Source organism: Gemmobacter sp. 24YEA27 (assembly GCF_030052995.1).
GTDB lineage: Bacteria > Pseudomonadota > Alphaproteobacteria > Rhodobacterales > Rhodobacteraceae > Pseudogemmobacter.
On record NZ_JASJPW010000002.1, the window covers coordinates 238763 to 264080 of the forward strand.

At 60.6% G+C, this 25318-nt stretch carries 23 protein-coding genes and 3 pseudogenes; 14 read left to right on the forward strand and 12 right to left on the reverse strand.

Annotated features, from left to right (window positions below):
- Window positions 1-7: 7 nt before the first annotated feature.
- From QNO18_RS18715 to QNO18_RS18755, 9 genes are all read right to left on the reverse strand, one after another.
- Window positions 8-343 (reverse strand): hypothetical protein, encoded by a 336-nt coding sequence (locus QNO18_RS18715; RefSeq protein WP_283179061.1) that lies wholly within the window; start codon window positions 341-343, stop codon window positions 8-10.
- Window positions 340-993 carry an ABC transporter permease gene (locus tag QNO18_RS18720; protein ID WP_283179062.1) on the reverse strand — a complete coding sequence of 218 codons (654 nt, stop codon included), beginning with the start codon at window positions 991-993 and terminating at the stop codon, window positions 340-342. Before QNO18_RS18720 ends, QNO18_RS18715 begins: the two co-directional genes overlap by 4 nt.
- Complete coding sequence (locus QNO18_RS18725) at window positions 990-2519, reverse strand: sugar ABC transporter ATP-binding protein (RefSeq protein WP_283179063.1); 1530 nt, start codon at window positions 2517-2519, stop codon at window positions 990-992. Before QNO18_RS18725 ends, QNO18_RS18720 begins: the two co-directional genes overlap by 4 nt.
- Window positions 2520-2607: 88 nt before the next feature.
- Window positions 2608-2898: a hypothetical protein gene (locus QNO18_RS18730; protein ID WP_283179064.1), complete on the reverse strand. Its 291-nt coding sequence runs from the start codon at window positions 2896-2898 to the stop codon at window positions 2608-2610.
- Window positions 2862-3479, reverse strand: a complete 618-nt coding sequence (locus QNO18_RS18735) for a sugar ABC transporter substrate-binding protein (RefSeq protein WP_349293907.1) — start codon at window positions 3477-3479, stop codon at window positions 2862-2864. The genes QNO18_RS18730 and QNO18_RS18735 overlap by 37 nt, the downstream gene beginning before the upstream one ends.
- Window positions 3480-3575: 96 nt before the next feature.
- A complete protein-coding gene (aldA, locus tag QNO18_RS18740) occupies window positions 3576-5009 on the reverse strand; it encodes an aldehyde dehydrogenase (protein ID WP_283179065.1) in 1434 nt (477 codons plus the stop codon).
- A 57-nt stretch (window positions 5010-5066) separates the two neighbouring features.
- The gene (locus QNO18_RS18745) at window positions 5067-5858 is read right to left on the reverse strand and encodes a class II aldolase/adducin family protein (RefSeq protein ID WP_283179066.1); all 792 of its coding nucleotides are present in this window, start codon (window positions 5856-5858) and stop codon (window positions 5067-5069) included.
- Between the two features lie 1016 nt (window positions 5859-6874).
- Window positions 6875-7591, reverse strand: coding sequence for a recombinase zinc beta ribbon domain-containing protein (locus QNO18_RS18750; protein WP_283179067.1), 717 nt, complete (start codon window positions 7589-7591; stop codon window positions 6875-6877).
- On the reverse strand, window positions 7569-8450 hold the full coding sequence (locus tag QNO18_RS18755) for a recombinase family protein (RefSeq protein ID WP_283179068.1): 882 nt from the start codon (window positions 8448-8450) through the stop codon (window positions 7569-7571). The genes QNO18_RS18750 and QNO18_RS18755 overlap by 23 nt, the downstream gene beginning before the upstream one ends.
- A gap of 147 nt (window positions 8451-8597) precedes the next feature.
- On the opposite strand from QNO18_RS18755, the pseudogene QNO18_RS18760 reads away from it, so the two are divergent.
- A pseudogene (locus tag QNO18_RS18760) lies at window positions 8598-9367 on the forward strand (IS5 family transposase).
- Between the two features lie 602 nt (window positions 9368-9969).
- Here QNO18_RS18760 and QNO18_RS18765 read toward each other — a convergent pair.
- Window positions 9970-10798, reverse strand: a protein-coding gene (locus QNO18_RS18765; protein ID WP_283179069.1) for an IS5 family transposase whose coding sequence is annotated in 2 segments (ribosomal slippage) — window positions 9970-10449 and window positions 10451-10798 — 828 coding nt in all. Because the reading frame shifts where the segments join, the coding sequence is not laid out codon by codon here.
- Window positions 10799-10876: 78 nt separating this feature from the next.
- Here QNO18_RS18765 and QNO18_RS18770 point away from each other — a divergent pair.
- The 3 genes and pseudogenes from QNO18_RS18770 to QNO18_RS18780 form a co-directional block, all read left to right on the forward strand.
- Window positions 10877-11440 (forward strand): annotated as a pseudogene (locus QNO18_RS18770) (isocitrate lyase/phosphoenolpyruvate mutase family protein); the annotation flags it as partial.
- 486 nt (window positions 11441-11926) lie between these two features.
- Window positions 11927-13714: a monovalent cation:proton antiporter-2 (CPA2) family protein gene (locus QNO18_RS18775; protein WP_283179070.1), complete on the forward strand. Its 1788-nt coding sequence runs from the start codon at window positions 11927-11929 to the stop codon at window positions 13712-13714.
- 120 nt (window positions 13715-13834) lie between these two features.
- Entirely contained in the window at window positions 13835-14125 is a 291-nt protein-coding gene (locus QNO18_RS18780) for a hypothetical protein (RefSeq protein ID WP_283179071.1), read from the forward strand.
- A 4-nt stretch (window positions 14126-14129) separates the two neighbouring features.
- On the opposite strand, the gene QNO18_RS18785 is transcribed toward QNO18_RS18780, so the two are convergent.
- On the reverse strand, window positions 14130-14741 hold the full coding sequence (locus QNO18_RS18785) for a LysR substrate-binding domain-containing protein (RefSeq protein WP_283179072.1): 612 nt from the start codon (window positions 14739-14741) through the stop codon (window positions 14130-14132).
- Between the two features lie 48 nt (window positions 14742-14789).
- On the opposite strand from QNO18_RS18785, the pseudogene QNO18_RS18790 reads away from it, so the two are divergent.
- A pseudogene (locus tag QNO18_RS18790) lies at window positions 14790-15335 on the forward strand (allophanate hydrolase); the annotation flags it as partial.
- A 42-nt stretch (window positions 15336-15377) separates the two neighbouring features.
- Here QNO18_RS18790 and QNO18_RS18795 read toward each other — a convergent pair.
- On the reverse strand, window positions 15378-16322 hold the full coding sequence (locus tag QNO18_RS18795) for an AraC family transcriptional regulator (RefSeq protein ID WP_283179073.1): 945 nt from the start codon (window positions 16320-16322) through the stop codon (window positions 15378-15380).
- Between the two features lie 254 nt (window positions 16323-16576).
- Here QNO18_RS18795 and QNO18_RS18800 point away from each other — a divergent pair, with 254 nt between their 5' ends.
- The 9 genes from QNO18_RS18800 (at window position 16577) to QNO18_RS18840 (ending at window position 25141) form a co-directional block, all read left to right on the forward strand.
- A complete protein-coding gene (locus QNO18_RS18800) occupies window positions 16577-16756 on the forward strand; it encodes a hypothetical protein (RefSeq protein WP_283179074.1) in 180 nt (59 codons plus the stop codon).
- On the forward strand, window positions 16753-18360 hold the full coding sequence (locus QNO18_RS18805; protein ID WP_283179075.1) for a hydantoinase B/oxoprolinase family protein: 1608 nt from the start codon (window positions 16753-16755) through the stop codon (window positions 18358-18360). The genes QNO18_RS18800 and QNO18_RS18805 overlap by 4 nt, the downstream gene beginning before the upstream one ends.
- Window positions 18361-18372: 12 nt before the next feature.
- Window positions 18373-20475: a hydantoinase/oxoprolinase family protein gene (locus QNO18_RS18810; RefSeq protein WP_283179076.1), complete on the forward strand. Its 2103-nt coding sequence runs from the start codon at window positions 18373-18375 to the stop codon at window positions 20473-20475.
- Window positions 20472-21224: an ABC transporter ATP-binding protein gene (locus QNO18_RS18815; protein ID WP_283179077.1), complete on the forward strand. Its 753-nt coding sequence runs from the start codon at window positions 20472-20474 to the stop codon at window positions 21222-21224. Before QNO18_RS18810 ends, QNO18_RS18815 begins: the two co-directional genes overlap by 4 nt.
- Window positions 21221-21670 carry an ATP-binding cassette domain-containing protein gene (locus QNO18_RS18820; protein ID WP_283179078.1) on the forward strand — a complete coding sequence of 150 codons (450 nt, stop codon included), beginning with the start codon at window positions 21221-21223 and terminating at the stop codon, window positions 21668-21670. Before QNO18_RS18815 ends, QNO18_RS18820 begins: the two co-directional genes overlap by 4 nt.
- A complete protein-coding gene (locus QNO18_RS18825) occupies window positions 21661-21957 on the forward strand; it encodes a hypothetical protein (RefSeq protein ID WP_283179079.1) in 297 nt (98 codons plus the stop codon). Before QNO18_RS18820 ends, QNO18_RS18825 begins: the two co-directional genes overlap by 10 nt.
- The gene (locus tag QNO18_RS18830; protein ID WP_283179080.1) at window positions 21954-22865 is read left to right on the forward strand and encodes a branched-chain amino acid ABC transporter permease; all 912 of its coding nucleotides are present in this window, start codon (window positions 21954-21956) and stop codon (window positions 22863-22865) included. The genes QNO18_RS18825 and QNO18_RS18830 overlap by 4 nt, the downstream gene beginning before the upstream one ends.
- A gap of 3 nt (window positions 22866-22868) precedes the next feature.
- Window positions 22869-23897, forward strand: a complete 1029-nt coding sequence (locus QNO18_RS18835) for a branched-chain amino acid ABC transporter permease (protein ID WP_283179081.1) — start codon at window positions 22869-22871, stop codon at window positions 23895-23897.
- Between the two features lie 65 nt (window positions 23898-23962).
- Window positions 23963-25141 carry an ABC transporter substrate-binding protein gene (locus tag QNO18_RS18840; RefSeq protein WP_283179082.1) on the forward strand — a complete coding sequence of 393 codons (1179 nt, stop codon included), beginning with the start codon at window positions 23963-23965 and terminating at the stop codon, window positions 25139-25141.
- Window positions 25142-25318: the final 177 nt, after the last annotated feature.

Genomic DNA, 25318 nt, shown 5'->3' on the forward strand with positions numbered 1-25318 from the left:
CTTCAGGTCAGAGCAGTTTGAGGCTGCTGGTGCGCGAGACGATGGAGACGGCAATAACGATAACGATGCCTTTCACCATGCTCTGGATGTAGGTGTCCATGCCGATCAGGTTCAGACCGTTATTCATCACACCGATCAGCAATGCCCCGAAAAAGGTGCCGGGGATCGTGGCCGTTCCCGGCTTGATCATGGTCATGCCGATGAAAACGGCGGCCAGCCCGTCAAGCAGATAGGTCTCTCCGCCATTCGGCTGACCAGAGCCCAGCCTTGCAGAAAGCAGAAGCCCCGCGACTGAGGCGAAGAGGGCGCAAAGCACCAGACCCGTCACCCGATACCGGTTCACGCGCACTCCCGACAACTCAGCCGCGCGAGGATTGCCCCAACCGCATAGAGCCGGCGTCCGAACACCGTTTTTTCCAGGAGCAGCCACGAGAGGACGACCGTTACAAGCATCATGACCGCAGGGGTCGGGATACCGAGAATCTGCCCCTGACCGATCACCAGAAAATCCGGCGGCAGGCCGCCATAGATTGCCCTGCCGCCGGAAATGGTAAAGTTCACGCCGAACATAATCGAGCCCACCGCGAGCGTGGCGATCAGCGATGGCACTCCGATCGCGACGACCAGAAAGGCATTCAGCATCCCCACAAGCAACCCGCCCGCCATCGCCGCCGCAAGCGAAAGCCAGACCGGCCAGCCCGCCACCAGCATAAGCGGGGCCGCAAGCCCGGCAAAGCCGACGATATATCCGACCGAAAGATCCATCTCGCGTGTCGCGAAAGCGAAGGTCAGCCCTGTCGCTACGATGGTCAGCATCGAGATCTGCTGCAGGATGTTGAGCAGGTTCGAAATGCTGAGAAACCTGTCGCTGGCAAGGCCGCAGACGGCAACCACAATGACAAGCACGATGAGCGTGCCATATTTCTGTAGGGTTTTCAGTGTGGGGGTGCGATCGCGCCGCAGCCTGATGGTGTCATTGGTGGCTTCGGTCATGCTACCTCTCCTGCAATTGAATCAATCAGGCGCTGCTCATTGAAATCGGAGCGCGGGATGGGCCTGCCGGCCCGGCCTTGTACGAAGGGAACGATCCTGTGTGCCAGGGCGGTAACCTCCGGCAGATCGGAGGAGGCGATAAAAACCGCAGCCCCCTGGCTGGCGAGCCGGCGGATCACCCGGTGAATTTCGGCCTTCGAGTGGATATCGACGCCCTCAGTGGGCTCGACGAAAATAAAGAGCTTCCGCTCCACCCCGGAACAAAGCCAGCGCGCGATGGAGACCTTCTGTTTGTTGCCCCCGCTCAGCTCGCTGACCTTTTGCTCGACCGAGGACATTCTGACATTCAGGTTGGCCGCAGCCTCCCGTGTTGCCTGAGCCTCGAGATCTGGTCTGATGAAACGCATAACCGTATTTGCCAGCCGCCGCAGGCTGACCAGAGATGTGTTCTCGCGGATGCTCCAGTCGGCGATCAGCGCATTGATCATGCGGTGGTCGGGGATGAAGGCCGCCCCCGCGACCATCATCTGGCGGCAGGTGTTGCGCGATACATCGCGATCAAAAAAACTCAGCTGGCCCTGCCGGGCGATGCGCGGATCAAACAGCGAGCCTGCAAAACGGAAATGGCCCGCCCCCGTTAAGCCGATCAGTCCCACGATCTCGCCTTTGGCGATCTGAAATTCATCCACCGCGAATTCGGGGCTGCGCCATCCCTTGCAGGACAAGACGATGCTGTCGGGGTCGATATGGGTAAGCTCATCCTCGAGAAGGCTGTCCTGTGCGGTTTCCAGGCTGTCATGGACTTCGCGTGAGAACATCATCTCGACGAGGTCGCGTTCGCTGCGTCCTGCCGCGGCAGTGGTTGTGACCAGCCGCCCATCGCGCAAAGCCGTGATGTGATCAGACAGATGCAGCACTTCTGACATGAAATGGCTGATCAGCACCACGCCCACCCCGGCATCCGAAATTGCGCGGATAAGCGCCCAGAGGCTTTGCTTCTCGCGGGCCGGCAAGGTGGCTGTGGGTTCGTCGAGGATCAGGATACGCGGCTCGGAACTCAGCGCGCGCAGGATCTCGATAATCTTCTGATCGGCATAAGGCAGGTCGGAACAGGGACAGGACAGATCGATCCGGGTGCCGGGAAACCAACGGGCCAGCATCGCACCAGCATGAGCCAGGGCCCGAGCCCCGTCTACGATTTGGCCAAAGCGGGTGAATTCGTGCCCGAGGGTAATGTTTTCCGCGCCCGAGAAGGAAGGGATCAGGCTCCCCTCCTGAGAAACCAGCGCGATCCCCTTTCCAACCGCATCTGCGGCCTTGGCGAAGGTGGTTTCCTGACCGTCTATCGAGATATGACCATGCGTCGGCCGTTTGTAGCCGCTCAACACACTCATGAGTGTGGATTTTCCCGCTCCGTTCTCGCCGATGACGCCGTGAACCTCGCCTTCGCGGAATTCGACAGTCACGCCATCAAGGGCCTTCACCCCGGGATAGTGAACCTTGATATCTGAAAGAAGAATTGCCATCGCGCTGCCTCCCCTGCAGGCTGGTTGACCGGGCCCCCGCCGGGGCGCTGTCAGGGGGCGGCCCTCCCCGCCGCCCCCTGCAGTCCTGTCATTCGCAGTTGGCTCTGGTGAAGAGCGTAGCCGGCAGATACTCGATATCCGAGATCTTAACCGCCTCGGGCGCCTCGCCATCTTCGGCAACCCGTTTGATGCTGGTTGCAAGCCTGGCACCCCAGACCTCAAATTGCTGACGACCGGTGACGAGAAAGCTGCTGTTTTCCGCACAGATCGCATCCAGCGCGGTCTGATGACCATCCATGCCGCTGACCGGCACATCTGTCAGTCCTGCAGCCGCAAGCGCTGTCACTGCGGCCTGGGCCGGTTCGTCCCAGGGGCCCATACGGCATCGACATCATCGCCAAACCGGGTTGCAATATCCTGTGTTGCGTTCATCGCATCCTGATAGAAGTTCGCAACATTCAGATCATGTTCAGCGATGATCCTGATATTGGGGTATTCGTTCAGAATCGCACGCAGCGTGTCGGTGCGCTCGCGCACGGGCTTAATCCCCGAGGCGGTCAGAACAACCAGATTGCCCCTGCCCCGCATTTTCCCCACCAGCGCCAGCGTGACTTCAGAAGCCATTTGCCAGTTATTGGTGGTCACATCGGTAACAACGCCTGGAATCCAGCCACTGTCTGCGGTGAATACCGGGATTCCGGCTTTCTCGGCATCCGCCAATGCGCTTTCCGAGGCACGCAGATCAGCCACCGTCACCACGATAAAATCCGAACCGCGAGACACCGCATCCTGAATATTGTTCGCCACTTTCTCGGCCGAACCGGCGCTGTCCAGATAGGTGACGTTCCAGCCCTCTACCCCGGTATCGGCGACATGCTGATTGAAGCCGTCCGGATGCGGTGTTCGGTCTGGAGCGCGGCGTTGCCGGCAATCCAGGTCACAGTGATGTCTCTTGCCGATGCGGCGGCCGCGGACAGGGCAAGCGCACTCAGAGCGCCCCCGATGAAAGTGCGATACATGTTATCCTCCCTCTTGTATCATTGGTTCCTGGCAGTCTCAGGCCTGCATGTAGACGATGTGTGTCTCCGTATAGGCATAGAGCCCGTGCTTGCCGTCAGTGCCTCCAATACCCGACTTCTTGCGGCCGGCGTGGAAACCCTGAATTGCTTCGAAGTTGTTGCGATTGATAAAGGTTTCGCCGAACTGCAACTCGCGGGCGGCATGCATGGCGCTGGCCAGATCACGGGTGAAGATCGATGATGTCAGCCCGTAATCCGACGCATTGGCCAGACTGATCGCCTCGTCCAGATCGTCCACGGCCTGGATCGGCAGAACGGGACCAAAGATCTCGCGCCGCATGATGTCCATTTCGGAATTGCAGTTGATCAGCACGGTCGGCTCATAGTGATAGCCGGGCTGGCTGCGGCAGATCCGACCGCCGACCAAGGCTTCGGCACCACCCGCCTTCGCCTCGCTGACAAGACCGTCGATCTTGCGCAGGGCGGCTTCATTGATCAGCGGCCCCATCATCACTTCGGTTTTGCCGAAGGGATCACCATAGGTCGTCCCAGCCATGACTTTAGCGATCCTGTCATTGAACGCATCAAGCACACCGCGCTGCACATAGATCCGCTCGGGGCAATTGCAGAGCTGGCCGGTATTCGCGATGCGGGATTCGTGAATTGCCTTCACCGCCACATCGAGATCAGCGTCATTCATAACAATCGCGGGTGCTTTGCCACCCAGTTCCAAGTTTACCCGCGTCAGATTGTGTGCCGCTGCGGCCATAATGCTCATCCCTGTCGAGACCGAGCCGGTGAAGCTGATAAGCCCGACATCGCGATGCGAGGACAGCGCACTGCCCGTTGTGCCACCGCGGCCGCTGATGATGTTGACCACACCGCGCGGCAGTTCCACCTCCGCCAGAATCCGGGCGAAGAGTGCGGCATTGATGGGGGTTTCCTCGCTTGATTTCACGACAACCGTGTTTCCGGTCAGAATGGCGGGAGCCACCTTTCTGGCAATCAGGAAGAACGGGAAATTCCAAGGCAGAATGGCACCAACGACACCGATCGGTTTGCGCTGCAGCAGGATCATTTCACCGGGCACTTCGCTTGAGACGATCTCGCCCTCGATCCGCAAAGCCCATTCCGCGACATAGTCCAGATAATTCGCGGCGAGATTCACCTCATGTGTCGCAAGTGGAAGCACCTTCCCCTGTTCGCGCGAGATGACTTCGGCCAGCATCGTCACCCGCTCGCGGATCTTCGTCGCAATCCTGCGCAGGTAGACTGCCCGCTGAGAATGTGAAAGCCGCGACCAGGCAGGAAAGGCATCCTTCGCCGCCCTGACGGCGAAACAGACATCCTCGGCCGAAGATTCCGGCACCTGCGCAATGACCGCGCAGGTCGCCGGGTTAACGACATCGACAAGGATCGCCGAGTCGGCGTCAACGAAGGCACCGTCGACAAAGTTTTGGTATTTTTCCATGATCATCCCTCTATCTCAGATACAGATATGCCCGGCGCTTGCGCCGGGCATTCCGGGTCAGGCGTAGATGTCAGGATTGTCGCGCTTGATCTGCTCGACGATCGGCTGGAAGTGCAGCCAGCCGATATAGTCCGAGCCGACATGTTCCCTGCTGTAATTGGCACGGTCCTCGGGCACGAGGAATGGCTTGTGCCCGCTTGCATCCAGCATCAGCTGTTGGTGGCAGCACCGCTCCAGCGCGATGAACCAGAAAGCCGCAGAATCGATCGAATGGCGGCTGGCGGTCAGAAGGCCATGGTTCTGATGGATCGCGGCCTTCACGCCGCGAAATGCCTCTGCGACGCTCTGACCCGATTTGTGTTCGACAGCTACAGCGCCCGCCGAAGCACCGATCACGGTGTGATCATTGTAGAAAGCGCAGGCATCCTGGGTCACAGGTTCGAGCGGCCGGCCCAAAGCAGCAAAGGCCGTACCATAAAGAGTATGGGCATGGCACATTGCGATGATATCCGGGTGCGCCTCATGCACATTGGCATGCAGGATAAATCCGGCCCGGTTTACGGCATAATCACCTTCAACAACCATACCTTCGTGATCTACGAGGATAAGGTTCGACATCCGGACCTCGTCGAAGGCCACGGCCATCGGATTGGTCCAGTAGAGCTCGGGGCGCTCGGGGTCACGCACGGTCAGATGGCCGGCAAACCCGTACTCGAAACCTTCCTTCGCAAAGGCACGGCAGGCGATGATCAGACGCTCTTTGCGATGAAAGCGTTCCTTTTCGAAGCTCTCAAATTCGCGCAATTCGGGGTACTTAAGCCCCGGCTGCACGGGCTGATAAATTGACACTCTGTTTCCCAGATCCATGACGGCAGCTACTCCTAGCAAGTGTAGTTTTCGTTTACCCGGAAGCAGTCAACGCCATTCCTCACCACCTGACAATCTGCCGGGATGCGATAACACTTATTACAGATTCGGGTTTTCCTGCCTCAGTTCAGCCCAGGGTAGGACAGGTCAGAGCGGTAGGAGCCAATCCGGCAATACGTCGTATCGGAGAACTGAGCGCTACTTCATTTTCAGCACGGAGGATGTAAGGACCGTACACAAGCCAGCACTCGTAGCCTCTATTGTGTTCGCTTAAGATCCGTTGGTAGGTCCATTGCGCACCATTACCAGTGACTGCTCGGCGGGACAAAGCTGTCATCTTGGCCGTGGCTTCGCTGCGCTGCCAGTCGAATGTCAGTTTATGGGAATGCTGCAGTACAGCATCGGGATGGCCTGACCGGCCGCTATGGGCCGAGCCTTTGTCAAAACCAAAAATCCCCTCAACAGCGACGAACGATTTTCTGTTTGAAGTGGATATCATGCGCGGCGATTGAACGATACTCCCTCCTATTGCACTATCATGGAACATTGTTCCAGAGTCAGCGGGCCATGGATGAGTTTTGACACAGGCTCGGCCGAGGGTGTGTCAAAACTCGACTTTATGGCAGTGACGCAGAATGAAATTCCATTACGAAGCCAATAATAGGTCGCCGATTCGCACCGATGCGAGCACAGGACCTTCGTTTTGGAATATCATTCTCCATCGCAGCTCCGGAACCCAGTTTTGACACAGCCTCGGCCGGGGACGAATGCGGCACCGTTGATAGTTTGCTACCGAATAGCGCTTGTCGGTTCATGAAGGCAGGGTAGTGCGCCCACTCGTGACAAAATGTCACTTTTGCCACGAGTGTGGGTTTGGCGGGCGGATCGGTCAGTGTAATAGAAGCTGGAACTGACCAGTTACTTTTGCTACACATTATGCTGCACAAACTGCTGCACCATTATATTTTAAGCTATTGTTATTGAATAATAATATCATATTATGGATCGAATCTGACGCACTCACTGTCCGCCATTTCGCATTTACTAGGCGAAACATTCCCTAACATATTGAAGGGTAAGGACGTTTTCGGGGTTCGAAACCCCGTTTCGGGCGCGTATTCCAGCCTATCGCAAAACGCCAATTTCAGCACCAGTTTCTGACACTCAATTCTGCCGAGATTCCATATTTTTGAAGGGTTTGAGAGGAATCCGAAGGCGAGTTCGAACAACTCCTCAAAGGTCCCATGCCGCTGGGTGCTGCGTGCACGCTTTTCCTCAAGAGCAACCTTACTGCGCTCAAGGCTGTGAATCCGCTTCTCGTAGGCGGTAACCACACTTTGAGACGTAGTATCAACGATCCGATCAAGCAGCCCCTCAATCTGGGTTTCCACCTTAGCGATCTCACGCTCATAGGTCTTTGCCACGGCCTTGGCCTGAGCCATGCGCTGCGTCCACGCATCTTTGAACATGGCATGAGCCAGCGTGAACAGTTTGGGCGCAGGCGTCAGCGTGTCGAGTATGGCAACAAACTGCCGCTCGACCAGATCACGCCGGATATGCTTGTTGCGGCGCTCACAGCCCTTGGTGAAGCACAGATAGTAAGGGTGACGCTCACCCGTCTTGCTGCGGCACCATGAGGCCGTGAACGGCCTGCCACAACACGCACAGGCAATGGCACCACGCAAGGGGAAGTCAGCCGACACATCGACGCGCACGGGTACGCGCCCCCTCTTTCAAGCGGGCTTGGATGCGCTCAAAGGTCGCGAAGTCGATCAAGCCTTCATGCCTACCCTTGGTCAGCGGCACCCCCCAGTCGGGCGCTTCGACGTAACCCGCATAGAGCGACTTCGTGAGCATCTGCTTCACAAGCTCATTGCGCACTTCCCCGCGCTTGTTCTTGCCCGGAAAGGCCGGACAGGATTCAAAGAAGCGTTTGACCTCGCTCTGCTGCTGAAAGCGACCAGAAGCATAACCTTCAAGCCCTTCCTGAATGATTGAGGCCACAGGCTCATCACGTACGAGGATTTTGCCTTCTCCCGGACTGTGTCTGAACTTGTAGCCTGCGCAGGAAATGAACGGCCAGAATCCGCTCTGAATGCGTGCCCTCATCCTATTTCGGGTCTGTTCAGCATTCTTCTGTCGCTGGTGCTGCGAGACACTGGCGAGCAGGTTCTCAACCAGAATGGAGTCAGAATCCTCGCCAAACTCAATGGAAGGGCTTTCGAGCCGTGCGCCCGCAGCTGAGATCGCGCTGCGCAATTCAAGATGCGCCTTTACGTCCCGCGCTAGGCGCGAGATGTCGTCAATCAGCACGACGTAAGAGCCAGACTTCTTCCGAGCATTCAGCCATGCCAGCATGGCCGACATGCCGGGGCGGTCAATCAGGCCACCCGTCACAGCACCGTCGGTGAACACCTCGGCAATTTCGTATCCTTTCATCCGCGCAAATTCTCGGCATCGGGTTTCTTGCGAGACCATTCCATGGCCTTTAGAGACCTGCGCAGCACTTGACACTCTCGCATATATTACGGCACGGTTTACCATTGCATTGTGATTGTTTTTATTGGGATTCATGACTCCTTCCTTTCCGCAGGAGGCCGCTTACGTGCCTTTGCAGGTTTGGGGTTAGCGTTTTTCGTGAATTGGCCCACACATCCTAGGGTCAGGACCCATTGATGTTGGGGTTTCAGTCTGATTCAGGCTCCGCAAGGAGACTGATGAATGAGCAACCTTTACTGGCTGACGGATGCGCAGATGGCGCGTCTTGAGCCGTTTTTTCCGAAGAGTCATGGAAAGCCGCGTGTCGATGATCGTCGCGTTTTGAGCGGTATTATATTTATAAATCGCAATGGGTTACGGTGGCGAGATGCACCCAGGGAATACGGTCCTGCGAAAACCCTCTACAACCGATGGAAGCGGTGGAGCGACCGGGGTGTGTTCGCCCGCATGATGCATGGCCTGGCGGCAGAGGCGGCGGTTCCGACGACGGTGATGATCGACGCCACATATTTGAAGGCGCACCGCACGGCCTCCAGCCTGCGGATAAAAAAGGGGGCGCAGACGACAGACGGGGGCGCGCAATCGGTCGAACCAAAGGCGGGATGAACAGCAAACTGCACGCCGTGGCTGACACGACGGGACGCCCGATCCGGTTCTTCATGACCGCAGGCCAGGTCAGTGACTACACTGGGGCCGCCGCGTTGCTGAGCGGCCTGCCACCCGCTGACTGGCTGCTTGCAGACCGTGGATACGATGCAGACTGGTTCCGAGAGGCCTTAAAAGACAAGGGGATAAAGCCGTGCATCCCGGGCAGGAAATCCCGAGCCAAGCCCGTCAAATATGACAAACGCCGCTACAAGCGCCGAAATCGGATCGAGATCATGTTCGGCAGACTGAAGGACTGGCGGCGGGTCGCAACGCGATATGACAGGTGCCCAAAGGTGTTCCTCTCGGCAATCGCCCTCGCCGCAACCATCATCTTCTGGCTATGAAACAACAACGAGTCCTGACCCTAAGTATAGTCCTTCTTGTCACTGCTATCGCCCGCATATGCCCACGCATCGACCATGGACGGCGAAGCAAGAGCCATGCTTACCACGATACCCGCAAGCGTCGATGTGACATTCAGTGTTTTCATGTGTTTACTCCATCAGATCATTGGCAGCGATCAGTCATTCCGGCGATACCACCGCTTCGGTAGTGGAATGAAATATATTCCAATGCCGATCAAGATGATGGTTATGCCAACCGCAACATTTGCCGTCATGCCAAACAAACCAAACATCCCGACCGCAGCGCCGACTTTGGACAATGCATGGCTGCTGCGATAATTCGCCCCACACCCTTTGCAGATAGTGAACCCGCTCATCACTTCCGTTCCACAAAACCCACAGAGCATTCCATCTTGTGACATATCTCACCTGATTTGTAGTTGAATTTGAAAGTCAGACAGAGTGTTTTTCTATCTGATTGTCCGCCTTGTTCATTGTGGTGGGGGCGGAGGCAGAAGATTTTCAACACCTTCATCTAAGAAATTGTAAGGCTTTCCGGATAGCATTTCGGGATCAAATTCATCCCCAAACCTCTCCTTAGGTCATGTTGACAAATGACGGAGCCAGAGCCTGATGCAGGCGACGTCGACGAAGCCCAGGAAGCTTTCGGCGGTTTTGTCGTAGCGGGTTGCAAGGCGGCGGCTGTTTTTCAGCTTGTTGAAGCAGCGCTCGACCATGTTGCGCAGGGTATAGATGGTCATGTCGACAGCCTTGCGCACCCTTCGGTTCTTTCGCGTCGGTATCATGGGCAGGGCGTTGCGGCTCTCGATGTCTTCCCGAATTTTATCAGAGCCATAGCCCCTGTCGGCGACCAGAACTGTCGGTTGGGGCAGATTGTCAGCCATCACCAGATCATAGCCGGTGTAGTCGGAATCCTGCCCAGGCGTGATCTCGGTCCTCATCGGGAGGCCTGCGCCGTTGACGCGGAGATGGATCTTGGTCGAGAAGTGGAAGGTGGTCCAGAAAACGATCCAGTGGATCGTTTTCCCACCGGACGCTCTCGAACGGCCAGGAGCCTCTTGTCAGCAGTCCCCCTTTTGCGCCCGCCGCATGATGATGAGCGCGGATCACAGTGCTGTCGACCATCTGGAGCTTGTCTGGCGCGATCCCAGCGTGGTTCAGCGCATCCAGGATATCCTCCCACAATCCCGCCAAAGTCCACCGGCGGAACTGACGGTAGACCGAGGACCACTTGCCAAACTCTTTGGGCAGATCACGCCATGGCGCACCAGTCCTTGTGATCCAGAAAATTCCATCGAGAACAAGACGATGGTCCGCAGGTTTCCGCCCGTTAGAGTGCCGGGCGGCACGAATGAAGCCCTCGAAGAAGGTCCACTCATCGTCGGATATCAGGTTGCGTGCCAAGCTCATCTCCCACGTAGAGATGAGCTTGAATCATAGGACGAATGCCAGCGGAATCCCTTTTGTCAACACGACCTAGCAAAGAAGGCGGTGCATCTGGAAGACCAGCTTCTGCCCAAGAAATGCGGCCATCTGAACGATAAAAAACTCGCCCCGGCATCGGATATGGCCGCCAAAGTTGCCGCCGCCGCCCGGGCGGCGCGCGATCTGGTGGTGATCGCCCGCACCGATGCGGTGGCGTCAGAGGGGCTGGAGGGCGCGGTAGCGCGGGCAAAGCTATATGTCGAAGCCGGGGCCCACGCGATCTTTCCCGAGGCACTGACCAGTATCGAGATGTTTCGCGAGATGCGGGCGGCGCTGCCCGGGGTGAGGCTCCTTGCCAATATGACCGAGTTTGGCCGCACGCCCGCTTTGAGCGCGCAGGAATTCGAGGCGCTCGGCTATGATATGGTGATCTGGCCGGTTTCGTCGCTGCGCGTTGCGAACAAGGCGCAGGAACGGCTCTATGCGGCGCTTGCCCGTGACGGGGCGACGACGGCGATGATCCCGGAGATGCAGACAAGGACCGAGCTTTACGATGTGATTCGCCTCAACACCTTCGAGGCGCTGGACCGCAGTATCGCTCTGTCGGTGCTGCCAATGCCATCGTGACAGGACGCCGCCCGCAACGGGGCGGCGTCTCTTTCAGGTCAGGAGGCAAGACCGCCATGCGGGTCAGGCATATATTTCCGCGCGACACCCTGATCAAAGCTTCACGCAGGAAAGATCTGGCTGGCCCGCTGTGCTCATCGACCTCCGTCCCGGCATCTGAGCGGCTGGTCGATGTAAACCTCGCAGAGACCTGATATCGTCCGAGCTGCTCCGCACGGGCGGCCTGGTGGCGCAAGCCGAAGGGCGCGCTATGGGAGGCCCTGCGAGCCCATCATCGCGCGCATTCCATGCACCGCCACGGCACCTGCCACGACAACGCGACCGTTTACAGCGTCTTCAGACACATTTGCGATGCTCCGCGCGGCGCCGGTGAAATCTCTCTCGCCGTGTCTCTGGAATACAGCTAACATTTCCCCGGTCACAGGTATGTGATCCGTTGCCCGAATGGTTGTGGCTCGGCTTACGATTGCAACAGGAGAACCGCAGATGGCGGAACAGGTGGCAGGGGCGGCCGACGCGGCTGCGCTTCACGGCGGCGGGGTCGATCTGACCACCATTGTCATTCTTCTGGCTGCGGCGGTGATCGCGGTGCCATTGTTCAGGCGGCTCGGGCTTGGCTCGGTCCTGGGGTTCCTTGCCGCGGGGCTTCTGATCGGGCCATTCGGCCTCAGGGTGATCGAGGATGCCGAGGCCGTCATTCATGTCGCAGAACTCGGTGTTGTTCTGTTTCTGTTTGTGATCGGGCTTGAAATGCAGCCCTCGCGGCTCTGGTCGATGCGCGGCGAGATCTTCGGGCTGGGGCTGATCCAGGTGGTCGGGGCCATTGCAGTGCTGACCTGCGTCGGGCTGGCGCTTGGCTATCCGGCCTCGGCGAGCTTTGTCGCGGGCACCGGCTTTGTGCTGACCTCGACCGCGGTCGTCATGCAGATGCTGTCCGAGCGGCGGCAAATGGAGACCCCGGCCGGGCGGCGCATCATTTCGATCCTTTTGCTCGAGGATCTCGCCATCGTGCCGCTGCTGGCGATCGTCGCCTTTATCGCGCCGGGCGCCGAGGAAGCCACAGTGCTGGACCGGGTGCAGGACATCGGGGCGGGGCTTGGCTGTATCGTGGTGCTGGTTGTGGCCGGGCGCTATCTGCTTGATCCGATGTTTGGGTTTCTGGCGCGGTTTGGCGGGCGCGATGTGATGACGGCGGCCGCGCTGCTTGTCGTGCTGGCGGCGGCGCTATTGATGCAGGCGGGCGGGCTTTCGATGGCGATGGGCGCCTTCCTCGCGGGCGTGCTCCTGTCGGAATCGAGCTATCGTCACCAGCTGGAAACAGATGTGGAACCCTTCCGGGGCCTCTTGCTCGGCCTCTTTTTCATGGGGGTCGGGATGGCGCTGAACCTCACCGTGATCCGCGAGAATGCGGCGCTGATCGCCTTTTGCGTCCCGGTCTATATCATCCTGAAAATGCTGGTGATCTACAGCGTGGCCCGGCTTTTAAAAACGCCGAGAGCCGAGGCGCGGGAACGCGCGGTCGTTATGGCCCAGGGCGGTGAATTTGCCTTCGTGCTCTATGCCACCGCGACACAGGTCGGAGTGTTGACGACCGAATGGAACGCGAACCTGACCGCGATTGTCATTTGCTCGATGGCACTTACCCCCCTGATGATGATCCTTTTTGACCGTTTTTCGCCGAAAGCCGTGGTTTCGATGGAAGGGGTCGAGGAAGCAAGCGGCCTGAACGCCAATATCCTGCTGATCGGCTTTGGCCGCTTTGGCCAGATGGTCAGCCAGCCGCTGCTGAAGCGCGGCTATACGGTCTCGATCATCGATTCCGATGCGCAGGTGATCCGCGACGCGGCTGATTTCGGCTTCCGCGTCTGGTATGGCGATGGCACGCGGCTTGACATCCTCAGGAATGCCGGTGCGGCAGAGGCAAGCCTGATCGTCGCCGCCACCGATGACCGCGAGGCCACGCTGAAAATCGTCGAACTTGTGAAACACGAATTCCCGCTGGTGCCGGTCTTCGCCCGCGCCTGGGACCGGGAACATGCGGTTGCGCTGATGAAGGCAGATGCAGATTTCCAGATCCGGGAGACCCGCGATTCGGCGCTGGCCCTTGGCCGCGCGGCACTGGTGCGGCTGGGCGACACCCCGGAAGAGGCCGATGATCTGATTCAGGATGTGCGGACCAATGACATTCAGCGCCTCGCCATCGACTTCACCGAAGGCCTCGCGGCGGGTGCGGGCCTGATCCAGGGCAACAAGGCTGCGCCCTCGCATCACTGACGCGCCGGTTTACCCCTCGCGCAGTGTTGATCGGGCCCTCAGATGGTCCGATCAGGGTCACACTTGAAACTGTTCCCTTTATGTTCTATTTTCATCTTTATGAACAGAAGGGAGACCGCTATGGAAGCTGCCAGTTTCATCATGCCGGTGACACCGCGCCAGATTGCCTATGCCCGCTCGCTGGCACTGCGCAACAAGACCCTCCTGCCCCGGGAGGTTCAGCAGGATCGCCGCAGTCTCAGCGCCTGGATCGAGGCGCAGGCGGGGCTGAAACCAGTGCAGGACAATCAGCCGACCTCGAAACAGGTCGCATTCGCCGAAAAGCTTGCCCGGATCAAACATCGCGCAGTGCCGGATGAATGCTTCCGCGACCGTCAGCTCCTGTCGCGCTGGATCGACAGCAACCGCTGAGATCTCAGCTGCCGCCCCCGGTGGCCAGCCCGAGAAAGGCACCAAACACCCGGGCGGGAGGCGACAGCGCCCTGCCCTTCGACCAGCTCAGCCCGACATCCATGCGGGGCACCCCTTCGGCGACCGGGCGCTGTTCGATCCGCTGCCCTTCAAGCGACCAGGGCCGGTAGACCATATCGCTCAGGATGGTGACGCCCATGCCGCTCGCCACCATCGAGCGCACGGCTTCGACCGATGAGGTTTCGAAAATCACCCGGGGCCGGATGCCGAAGCCTTGCCAGAACTTCGCCTGGGTGCGGTCGGCCTCATCCACCGTCAGCATGATATAGGGCTCGCGGATCACCGCCTCGACCGGCACCAGCGGCTCGGTCAGCAATGGGTGTTCAGTCGCGAGCCAGAGCCTGCGGCGCGAGCGGAACAAGGTCTCGAAATCCAGCTCCTCTTTATTGTCGAGGTTAGAGGTCAGCATCACCGCGATATCCAGATCGCCCGCCACAAGGGCGACCTCGATGGCCGGGCGCGACATCTCATGCAATTCCAGCGTGATTCCGGGGTAAGACCGCCGGAACGCTGCCGCATGGCGCGCCATGAAATAGCCCGCCACCGTGTAGGACATGCCGAGGCGAAGCCGCCCCGTCGCGCCCGCCTCATCGCCGAGCGGAAAGCGGGCGACGAGCTGCCGATCGGCCAGGGCACGGCGAGCAAGGGCACGGGCGGTAAGGGATCGGTGCCGGAGGCGTTGCGCCGTCAGCCCGGCAATCCGGCGGAACTCAGGATGCTGCCGGGACTTTACTGGCACCGCATCACGGCGGAGGCGGGCAAACAGTTCTTTGCAGATACCTGGAAGGTCGCGCCCGAGGCGGACCGGATCGGCTATCGGTTCAAAGGCGGCACAGCGCTGGATTTCGTGCCCCGCGAGCAGCCCTTTGGCGCGGGGTCGAACCCCTCGAACGTCGTTGATGCCTGCTATCCTTACGGCTCGATCCAGGTCCCGGGCGGGACCGAACCCATCGTGCTGCACCGCGATGCGGTCTCAGGCGGCGGTTATATGATGCTGGGCTGCGTGATTTCGGCAGATATGGATCTGATCGGCCAGTTGCAGCCGCATTCTCCCGCGCGGTTCACCGAGGTCTCGATGGATCAGGCGCTGGCCGCGCGTGATGACCGTAAGGCGGCGCTGGCGCGGCTTCGCGCGCATCTCGGGCGCTGAAGGGTGGAGCGGGGGCGCAATATGATCAACAGAGCCCCCGCCTCAGCCGCGCCCGCTCGCCTCTTTCGGGGTCATGCCGAACCGGGCGCGAAAGGCGCGCGAGAATTGCGCCTGATCGGGAAAGCCCCGCGTCCAGGCGATTTCACCAATGGAACGCCGGTCGCCGGGGGTCGCCAGATCCTCCTGCGCCGCCGTCAGCCGCATGTCGCGGATCCAGGCGCCAAGCGTGGTGTTCGTGTCGCGCAGGACTTCATGCAGATAGCGCACCGATATGCCGCAGCCCGCAGACACAGAATCCGGCCCAAGATCGGGGTCGTCGAGATGGCGACGCACAAAGCCCTCGATCCGCATCAGATGACCGGCCCGGACCGAAGACACGCCCGATTGCATCACCCGGTCATCAGCCTGGATCGCCAGCGCCAGCAGATCCGCGAGCTGTCGTCCCACGGTCGAACGCGTCTCCTCGCTCATCGCGTCGTAACGCGCCGGGATCAGATGGACCATATCGGTGAAAAACCCGCTCGCGCCATTGGTCGCGTCGAATTCCAGGCTGCAAAAGCGATCGGGCGCGCGGATGCGCCCGCCGAGCATATCCGCGGTGACCTTCATCACCCAGAGGTCGGCTGGATCGTCATGGCTGAAATCATAGGGCTCATGGCTGCGTTCGATGAACCAGGCACCGGGATTGGCGCGGATCTCCTTGCCGCCCTGGCTGAACCGCACCTCGGAGCGCGACGGAATGGTGATCAGATATTCCTCAGGCCCCGGCTCGCGGAAATGGCGCGGCAGGCGGCGGTAGAGGAGCGAGTCCGAGGTCAGGCGCGACAGCGAGACCTGGCCCAGCTGCCAGTTGGTGATCACCCCGTCAAAGGCCTCGGGGCGGCGGAAGGTCAGGTCGAGCGGGAAATAGGCACGCGCGATGGTGTCATGCCAGTGGCGGCTTCTTCCGGCGAGGTCGACCCCTTCGGTCGTGATGGTGGTTTTCATTATTGTGCCCCCTGTTCCGATCATCAGGCCATGGGGAAAATCCCCTGTAAAGCCTGGCGTCTCAGACCGGCGATGCGGTGCACTCAGACGCAAAACTCCATGCGCAGGCAGCAAAGACAGGGCGCGAAAAGCGGCATTAGCCTTTGCCCTACAGCGGTGCAACAGACGCCGCGTGACAGGGAGATCACTCGATTCGACCGGGCATTCCGCCCGAACGATGCCCTGGTGCGCGGCCTCCAACGGGAGGTTCTGCAATGACGGATCCCACAGGCAAACAGATCGAGGTTGACCCGATCACTCTTTCCGTGGTGCGCGGTATTCTTGAGACGACACAGCGTGAAATGACGCTTTCACTGGAAAAGACCGCGCGGTCTTCGTCTTCAACCTGGCACATGATTATTCGACGGCGCTCTTCAATCACCGGCCCGAGATGATCCTCCAGGGCCAGGATATTCCAATCCATCTCGGATCGCTGATCCCGGCGATGAAGGTGGTCGCGAAGTATTTCGATGGAGAAATCAATGAAGGTGATCTTTTCATCCATAACGATCCGGCCTGGGGTGGCAGCCACGCGATCGATACCTGTTTCTACCGCCCGGTGTTCTGGAAAGGGCGGCTGAAATACTGGACCGTCTGCAAAGGGCATCTGACCGATGTCGGAGGACCGGTCCCGGCGGGCTATAACCCGAACGCCAAAGAGATCTATGCCGAATGCCTGCGTATTCCGCCGGTCAAGATCTGGGATCACGGTCAGCCACGCAAGGACGTGCTGAACATGATCCTGACCAATATGCGCGCGCGCCGCGACCAGGAGGGCGATTTCAACGCCCTGATCGGCGCCTGCCAGGTTGGCGAACGCGCGCTCATCCGGATGCTGGAGAAATACGGCGAAGAGCAGGTCGACGCCTGTATCGACATGCTTCTGAACATGGCCGAGAAACAGATGCGCAGCCTGATCTCTGACGTGCCTGATGGCAGTTATGAAGGGATGGCAATCCTCGAAGATGCCGGTCACGGCCTTGGCGATTTCGAGATCCATGCGAAGGTCACCATCACCGGCGACAATTGCCATATCGCGATCTCGTCGCCGCCGCAGATCCCTTATTTCATCAACTCTTACGAGGGGAACAGCCATTCCGGCGTCTATCTCGGGCTGATGATGTTCGCACAGCTGCCGCCGCCCTATAATGAAGGGCTCTATCGCTGCGTCTCGGTCGATTTCGGCCCCAAAGGCACCATCTGCAACGCCCAGGAACCGGCGCCGCATATGAACTGCACCACGACGCCGATGGAGACGCTGACCGATGCGGTGCGCCTGGCGTTTGAGAAGGCCGTTCCATCGAAGGTTTCCGCCTCCTGGGGTCATGCCAACGGGCTGAACATCGCGGGCTGGGACAAGCGCCATGATGAGGAATATGTCACCATGGTTCTCGCTACGATCATCTCGGGCGCAGGCGCCACGCCCAGCCAGGACGGCTGGCACGCCTGCGGGCCGGAATGCTGTTTCGGCGCGCTGACCTCCGGCGATGTCGAACTGCTGGAATACAGCTACCCGATCATCATCCACCGCTATTCGCTGATGGAAGACAGCGGCGGCGCGGGGAAATTCCGAGGCGGGTCCGGCACCGCCTGGGAGGTGGAGCCTCTGAACAACGACATGACCTTCATCACCTTTGGCGAGGGACGCCGCATCCCGGCTGTGGGTGCAGCAGGTGCGGGATCGACCATTATCGACACAAAGGTCGGGCGGCTGGAACTGGTGAAGGACGGTGTTGAGACCACCATCCGCGAAAACATCATCGAGGTGATCAGACCTGGTGACCGCATCACCAACAAGAACCCGGGCGGCGGCGGCTATGGCGACCCGATGCTGCGCGTCGTCGAAAGCGTTGTGACGGATGTGAAAAACGGCCTCGTCTCAATCCGGGGCGCGAAGGAGGATTACGGCGTCATCATCTCCGACGCGGTGACGCCTGGCGTCGATCTGGGTGCAACCGAAGCCCTGCGTGCGACCCGTCGCGCCCAGGCGGCAGAATAAGGGGGTAAGGCTATGAAATCCGAATACAGACTTGGCATCGACGCCGGCGGCACCTTCACCGATTTCGTGCTGGCCGACAGGTCCGGGCAGGTGCGGCTTTTCAAGGCACTGTCCACGCCGCAGGATCCGACGCTCGCCATCAAAAACGGCCTCGCGATCATCGCGGAGGAGATCGGCGTGCCCGCCGATCAGATCATCCCGAATTGCGATCTTTGTATCAATGGGACGACCGTCGGCCTTAACGCGCTGATCCAGCATAAGGGTGCGAAAACCGGGCTGATCTGCACCGCCGGCCATGAAGACAGCCTGGAAATCCGGCTGGGCCATAAGGAAGACGGCTACCGTTACGACCCGGAATATCCGCCCGCGACGATGCTGGTGCCGCGTTACCTGCGGCGCGGCATCAGCGAACGTGTGCTTTCGACGGGCGAAGTGCGGGTGCCCCTGAACGAGGCCGATATCCGGGCCGCCTGCGAGATTTTCCGCGCCGAAGGGATCGACACGGTGGCGATCAGTTTCGTCTGGTCGGTGCTGCATCCCGGTCACGAACGCCGGGCCGGCGAGATCGTGCGCGAGATGATGCCCGGCGTGATCCTGACACTGGGGAGCGAGCTTTACCCGCAGGTGCGTGAATATACCCGCACCTCGACGGCGGTCGTAAATGGCTATCTCGCACCGATCATGAAACGTTATGTCGAGGCGGTGGACGGCTACTTCCGCTCTCTCGGCGCAAAGCAACCGGTGCGCTACTACCAGTCGAATGGCGGTCTCGCAGTTGGCCAGGTGATGACGGACCGGTCGGTCTATGCAATCAATTCCGGGCCAGCCTCGGCGCCGGTCGCGGGGCAATATGTCTGCGCGCCCTTTGGCAGGAAAGACGTGATCACCGTCGATATGGGGGGCACCTCTTTCGACATCACGCTGACGAAAGACGGCTCGACCAATATCAACAAAAACATCGACTTCCTGCGCTACCGGATCGGGGTGCCGATGATTCAGGTCGAGACTTTGGGCGCCGGTGGCGGATCTGTCGGCTGGATCGACGAAATGGGGCTGATGCAGATGGGGCCGCAATCGGCGGGCTCCAGCCCCGGGCCGGCCTGTTACGGTCAGGGCGGGACCGAGCCGACGGTATCGGATGCGAACCTGGTGCTGGGCTATCTGAACCCCGACGGCCTCGTGGGGGGCCGCCTGCCGCTGGATGCCGAAAAGGCCGCAGCGGCGGTGAAGACGCGGCTCGCGGACCCGCTGAATATGAGCGTTGAGCGCGCGGCTTACGGCATGTTCACCATCGTCAACGCCAATATGGTGAATGGCATCCGCCGGGTGACGGTTGAGCGCGGCTATGACCCGCGCGATTTCGTGCTGGTGGGCGCAGGCGGTGCCACGGCGGCGCATATCACGGCGCTGGCGGATGCGATCGGGATCGACACGATCGTGCTGCCGAAACTCGCCTCCGGGCTCTGCGCCTTTGGCCAGATCATCTCGGATGTGAAATACAATTACATGGCCACCTCGCCGTTGCGGCTGGATGCGCCCGGCGCGCCTGCAAAAATCGACGCGCTGTTCAGCCAGATCGAGGCCCAGGGCCTTGAACATCTGCGCGGGGACGGCTTTGGCCAGGCGACCAGCCGGGTCAAACGCAGCCTCGATATGCGCTATGTCGGCCAGGTCCATGAATGCACCGTGGAAATCGACACTTTTGTGGTCGATGACACCAGCATCGCGCGGATCAAAGACGCGTTCCACCGCCGCCATGAACAGCTCTACACCTATGCCGAGCCGCATTCAGTGGTCGAGGTCGTCAATATCGAAAGCACGGTTTACGGGCTGGTCGACAAACCAGCGCGGATGACGATTGCGGCGGGAAAAGGGGCCGACAGCGCGGTGAAGTCCCACCGTGATGCGGTGTTCCGGGCAGACGGCACCCGGGTGCAAACCCCTATCTATGACGGTGCGAAACTGGGCGCGGGCGACCGTATCACCGGCCCTGCCGTGATCGAGGAAGTCACCACCACCATTGTCATCGAGCCGGGCTGGACGGCCAGTCTCGACCAAAGCGGGTCCTATCTGATCACCAAAGGACCAGATCATCAAAGGAATGGGGCAAAATGAGCGAACTCAGCGCAGACGGGGTTTCGGTCGCCTTTGCCGGGCTTAAAGCCCTGTCAGAGGTCAGCCTTCAGCTCAGATCCGGCCAGATCCTCGGGCTGATCGGGCCGAACGGCGCGGGCAAGACCACCCTCGTCAATGTGCTGACGGGGTTTCAGGCCCCGACCTCTGGCGCTGTCCTGCTGGACGGCGCCAGCCTCACGGGGCTTGCGGCGCATGAGGTGCGGCGGCGCGGCGTTGCCCGCACCTTCCAGGGCGGCCGGCTGTTTCGTGACCTGCCGGTGATCGACAATCTGGAAGTCACCGGACTTGGCCTCGGCCTGTCGCGCGCCGCCGCAATCCGCGAGGCCGGGGAGATGCTCGACTGGATCGGCATATCAGCCCTGGCCGACCGCATCGCCGGCACCCTGCCCTATACCGACGAGCGCCGCGTCGCCATTGGCCGCGCTTTGATGCGGGCGCCGGACTTCCTGTTGCTGGACGAACCTGCGGCCGGGATGAGCCCCCAGGAGGCCCGCGACCTCTCCGACCTGATCCGTCGCATCGCCCGCGAACGGGGCTGCGGTGTTTTGCTGATCGAGCATAATGTCGGCCTTGTTCTGGGGGTCTGTGACCATATCGTCGTGCTCGACTCCGGCGCCGTGATCGAGACCGGCCCGCCCGCCGCCATCCGCGCAAGCGAGAGGGTGCGCCACGCCTATATGGGCACCGCCGCCGATACCGGTCTGCCAGTTCAGGAGGCGCTGGTATGAGCCTGTTGAAGGTCTCGGATATCGGGGTGCGCTATTCCCGCCTGACCGCTGTCAGAAATGTCAGCTTCACCCTGGAAGAAGGCGAAGTGCTCTTCATCACCGGTCCGAACGGGGCGGGGAAAAGCTCGCTCCTGCGTGCGATTGCCGGGGTGACGCCGCCCGCCGGCGGCCGCATCGACTTTGCCGGGCGCGATATTACCGGACTTGTGCCAGAGACAATCGCGCGGCTTGGGCTGTCGATGGTGCCCGAGGGCCGCGATGTCTTCGCCAGCCTGACCATCGAGGAAAACCTGATGGTCGGCACCGGGATGCATTCGGGCGAGAACGGCTGGCGCGCCCGGGCGGCAGCGGAACTCGAGACCGTCTATGCGACCTTCCCGATCCTGAAAGAGCGCCGCCATTCCCAGGCCGGTCTGCTCTCGGGGGGCAACAGCAGATGCTGGTGATCGGGCGGGCGCTGATGACGCATCCGCGGCTGATCGCGATTGATGAACCCTCACTCGGCCTCGCGCCGAACATCACCGATCAGGTTTACGAGCGCCTGATCGCTTTGCAGCAGGAACGCCGCCTGACGCTGCTGATCGTCGAGCAAAGCTCGACCCGCGCGATGCTGGTCGGGGGCCGCATGATGCTGATGCGGGGGGGCGAGATCGTGCTGGACGGCGACGCGCGCGCGCCTGGCAAAAGCGAGGCCATCGAGGCCGCCTATTTCGGATATGGAGAACAGGTATGAGCGCGCTTCAGATCATCTTCGACGCGCTGTCTCTGGGCTCGCTTTACGCGCTTGGCGCCCTGGGGATCGCGCTGATCTTCGGAGTGATGCGGCTGGTGAATTTCGCCCATGGCGATGTGATCGCCTTTTGCGTTTTCGCGCTTTTATGGCCCTCGGTCGATGCCATCGCCATTGTTTTCGCAGGCAATCTGCCCTGGTACCTGCTGATCCCCTTCGTGCTGGCGATGGGAGCAGGGCTTTCGGTCCTGTGCGAACTGGTCGTCTTTCGCAGGTTCCGCAACACCAACCCGGCAACCATGATGATCGCCTCTTTCGCGCTTGGCTTTGTCATCCGCTATTTCCTGCTGATGCTGTTTTCCAGCCGGCCGAAATCCATCGCGCTGCTTCCTGAACTGAGCCAACCGGTCACCGTCCTCGGCGCCCGCGTGCCGCTGTTGCAGCTGATCACCATCCTCGTGACGGTGGGCGTTCTGCTTGGGCTGACGGTCTTCCTGCGACGCACCCGTTTCGGGCTTGAGATGCGGGCGGCGGCCGAGAATTTCACCATGGCGCGGATGCTGGGTGTGCGCGCCAACCGGGTGATCATGGTCGCCTTCGCGCTGTCGGGGGCGCTGGCCGGGGCCATTGCGCTGATCCTCGGCAGCCAGACCGGCACCGCCAATATCGTGATGGGTGCCAATGTCATGCTGATGGCCTTTATCGCGACCGTGATTGGCGGCATGGGCAGCCTTGCCGGCGCGGTGCTTGCAGGCTTTTTGCTGGGCGCCACCGCGACTCTTTTGCAATCCCTTCTGCCCCCAGAGGCCCGCGTCTTCCGCGATGCCTTTGTCTATGGCGCGGTGATCCTTGTGCTGATCTTCCGCCCGCAGGGGATCCTGAGCGCACGCGGCATGAAGGAAAGGGTGTAAATCATGCGTCAGACCTCCTCCCTGACCATTTTGCGCAGATCCCTTGCGACCCCGGTGATCCTGATCCTGCTGCTCGTCGCCTTCGCGATCCTGTCCTGGGCGGTCGGGTCGCGCCCCTTCAACCAGACGATCATCGACATGCTGGTGCAGGTGACGCTGGTGACCGGGCTTTATATCTTCATCGGCAATTCGGGCGTGATCAGTTTCGGCCATGCCGCTTTTGCCTGCCTTGGCGGTTATGTCGTGGCCTGGACCACGATCAGGCCGATGATGAAGAAAAACGCCATGCCCGGCCTGCCCGACTGGCTGATGAGCATGGAGATCGGCTGGTGGGCCGCCGCTGGCCTCGCCGCGCTCTGGGCCGCGCTCTGGGCAGGCATCTTCGGCGCAATCCTGATGCGGCTCTCCGGCATCGCCGCCTCGATTGCCACTTTCGCGATGCTCGCGATGATCAATGCGATCTATTCCAACTGGTCAGGCGTGACCGGCGGCACCTCGTCGATTGTCGGCATCCCGATCATCCGCTCGGTCTGGCCCTATCTGGGGGTCGCGAGCCTCGCCGTGATCGTGGCCTGGGCCTATTCGATCTCGCGCCAGGGGCTGATCCTCAGGGCCGCGCGCGACGAGCCGACCGCCGCCCGAGCCTCGGGCGTCGATATCCCTCGCGCGAGGCTGATCGCTTTCATCCTTTCCGGCGCGGTGATGGGCGCAGGCGGTGCCATGCTCGCGCTGTCAATCGGGGTGGTGACGCCGAACTCCTTCTATCTCGGGCTCACCTTCACCACGCTTTCGATGCTGGTGGTCGGCGGCATGGCGTCATTGTCGGGGGCGGTTCTGGGCGTGCTGATCCTGTCATCCCTGATCCAGGCTCTGCGCTGGCTGGAGGCGGGGGTGCAGATCGGTGACACGACCTTCGCGCTGCCCGGCGGCGTGCAGGAGATCGGGCTTGGCCTGGTGATGATCCTGATCCTGATGTTCCGCCCCTCCGGCATCATGGGCAATCGCGAATTGAAACTCCCCAGGCGGCGCTGACCGCGAGGGGCATGACAGGCGACGGCTGAACCGTCGCGATAACCCAAGCAACAGGGAGCCTGAAAATGAAAAAACTGATGACCATGCTGGCCGCGTCCACCTGCCTTGCCGGCCCGGCGCTGGCAGATGACGCGCGGATCGTGGTGGGCTTTGCCACCGCCCAGACCGGTTTCATGCAGGGCTATGACAAGCCCGCCGAAGACGCGGCGATGATCCGCATCAGGGAGATCAACGAGGCCGGAGGCCTTCTGGGCAAACAGATCGAGGTGGTGACCGCCGACACCAAAACCGATATGGCCGAAGGCGCGAAGGCCGGGCTTTCGGTCGTGGATCAGGGCGCGGATCTGGTCGTGGTCTCCTGCGATTATGACTTCGGCGCGCCTGCCGCACTTGCGGCGGAAAGCCTCGGGGTGATTTCCTTCTTCATCTGCGCGGAATCGGTGAAGGCAGGCATCCAGGGCGTCGGGCCGAACAGCTTTTCGGCCTCGGTTCTGGCACCGGTCCAGGGCGCGACCATGGCGGAATGGTCCTATAAGGAAAAAGGCGCACGGAGCTATTACCGCCTGCTCGACACCTGGACCGAATATAACAAAGGGATCTGTGACGGCTTTGACTGGATGCTGCCGCAATTGCCGGAAGCAAAGCTGGTCGGCGAGGATACGTTCGTGAACGAGGATGCCTCCATCGCGGCACAGATCTCGCGGATCAAGGCGCTGCCGGAAGAGCCCGATGCGATCATGCTCTGCTCGATGATGCCGGGCTTTGTCTCGGCGGTGAAACAGATCCGCGCGGCGGGGATCAATTCGATGCTCCTGAACGGCTCGGGCGCCGATGGCAGCTACTGGATGTCGGCGGTGCCCGATCTGTCGAATTTCTACGTGCCGGCGCAGGGTTCGGTCTTCGGCGATGACCCGAGTGCCGATGTGAACGCCTTTGTGAAGAAATATGCAGAGGCCACCGGCGCGCCCCCCGCGACGCAGTATACCTTCCCGGGCTATGTGATGATTGACGTCTGGGCAAAGGCGGTCGAGCGCGCCGGCACCACCGAGACCGCAGCCGTTGTCGCCGAGCTGGAGAAGATGAATGAAGAGCCGACCCTCTTCGGCCCGCGCACCTTCACCACCGAGCTGCACCACCAGAACAAGGCCGAATATCGCATCATCGGCACCGAAAACGGCAAGCCGGCCGTGGTCGGCACCTGGACGATCTCGGAACCCGTGCCGCTGGATGCCCTGCTGAAATAGCCGCTTTTGCGGGCCGGAGCGCAGGCTTCGGCCCGAAATTTACGCAAAAGACCGAAGAAAGCCGGTATCCTCCCGGTTCCGGCTTCCCTTCGGATCGCAGCCGCGTTACCGTTATGTCAAATACCGGCAGCCACGCCCCGTTCTGATCGCGTTATCCACGCAGATCGGCGCGGGGTT

Excerpts from the sequence above, each read along its gene's own strand:
- QNO18_RS18720 (WP_283179062.1), bottom strand. The coding sequence starts at position 993 with ATGACCGAAGCCACCAATGACACCATCAGGCTGCGGCGCGATCGCACC.
- QNO18_RS18725 (WP_283179063.1), bottom strand. The coding sequence starts at position 2,519 with ATGGCAATTCTTCTTTCAGATATCAAGGTTCACTATCCCGGGGTGAAG.
- QNO18_RS18730 (WP_283179064.1), bottom strand. The coding sequence starts at position 2,898 with ATGGGCCCCTGGGACGAACCGGCCCAGGCCGCAGTGACAGCGCTTGCG.
- aldA (WP_283179065.1), bottom strand. The coding sequence starts at position 5,009 with ATGGAAAAATACCAAAACTTTGTCGACGGTGCCTTCGTTGACGCCGAC.
- QNO18_RS18755 (WP_283179068.1), bottom strand. The coding sequence starts at position 8,450 with ATGAATCCCAATAAAAACAATCACAATGCAATGGTAAACCGTGCCGTA.
- QNO18_RS18775 (WP_283179070.1), top strand. The coding sequence starts at position 11,927 with ATGGCGGAACAGGTGGCAGGGGCGGCCGACGCGGCTGCGCTTCACGGC.
- QNO18_RS18780 (WP_283179071.1), top strand. The coding sequence starts at position 13,835 with ATGGAAGCTGCCAGTTTCATCATGCCGGTGACACCGCGCCAGATTGCC.
- QNO18_RS18785 (WP_283179072.1), bottom strand. The coding sequence starts at position 14,741 with ATGTCCTACACGGTGGCGGGCTATTTCATGGCGCGCCATGCGGCAGCG.
- QNO18_RS18795 (WP_283179073.1), bottom strand. The coding sequence starts at position 16,322 with ATGAAAACCACCATCACGACCGAAGGGGTCGACCTCGCCGGAAGAAGC.
- QNO18_RS18800 (WP_283179074.1), top strand. The coding sequence starts at position 16,577 with ATGACGGATCCCACAGGCAAACAGATCGAGGTTGACCCGATCACTCTT.
- QNO18_RS18805 (WP_283179075.1), top strand. The coding sequence starts at position 16,753 with ATGATCCTCCAGGGCCAGGATATTCCAATCCATCTCGGATCGCTGATC.
- QNO18_RS18810 (WP_283179076.1), top strand. The coding sequence starts at position 18,373 with ATGAAATCCGAATACAGACTTGGCATCGACGCCGGCGGCACCTTCACC.
- QNO18_RS18815 (WP_283179077.1), top strand. The coding sequence starts at position 20,472 with ATGAGCGAACTCAGCGCAGACGGGGTTTCGGTCGCCTTTGCCGGGCTT.
- QNO18_RS18820 (WP_283179078.1), top strand. The coding sequence starts at position 21,221 with ATGAGCCTGTTGAAGGTCTCGGATATCGGGGTGCGCTATTCCCGCCTG.
- QNO18_RS18825 (WP_283179079.1), top strand. The coding sequence starts at position 21,661 with ATGCTGGTGATCGGGCGGGCGCTGATGACGCATCCGCGGCTGATCGCG.
- QNO18_RS18830 (WP_283179080.1), top strand. The coding sequence starts at position 21,954 with ATGAGCGCGCTTCAGATCATCTTCGACGCGCTGTCTCTGGGCTCGCTT.
- QNO18_RS18835 (WP_283179081.1), top strand. The coding sequence starts at position 22,869 with ATGCGTCAGACCTCCTCCCTGACCATTTTGCGCAGATCCCTTGCGACC.
- QNO18_RS18840 (WP_283179082.1), top strand. The coding sequence starts at position 23,963 with ATGAAAAAACTGATGACCATGCTGGCCGCGTCCACCTGCCTTGCCGGC.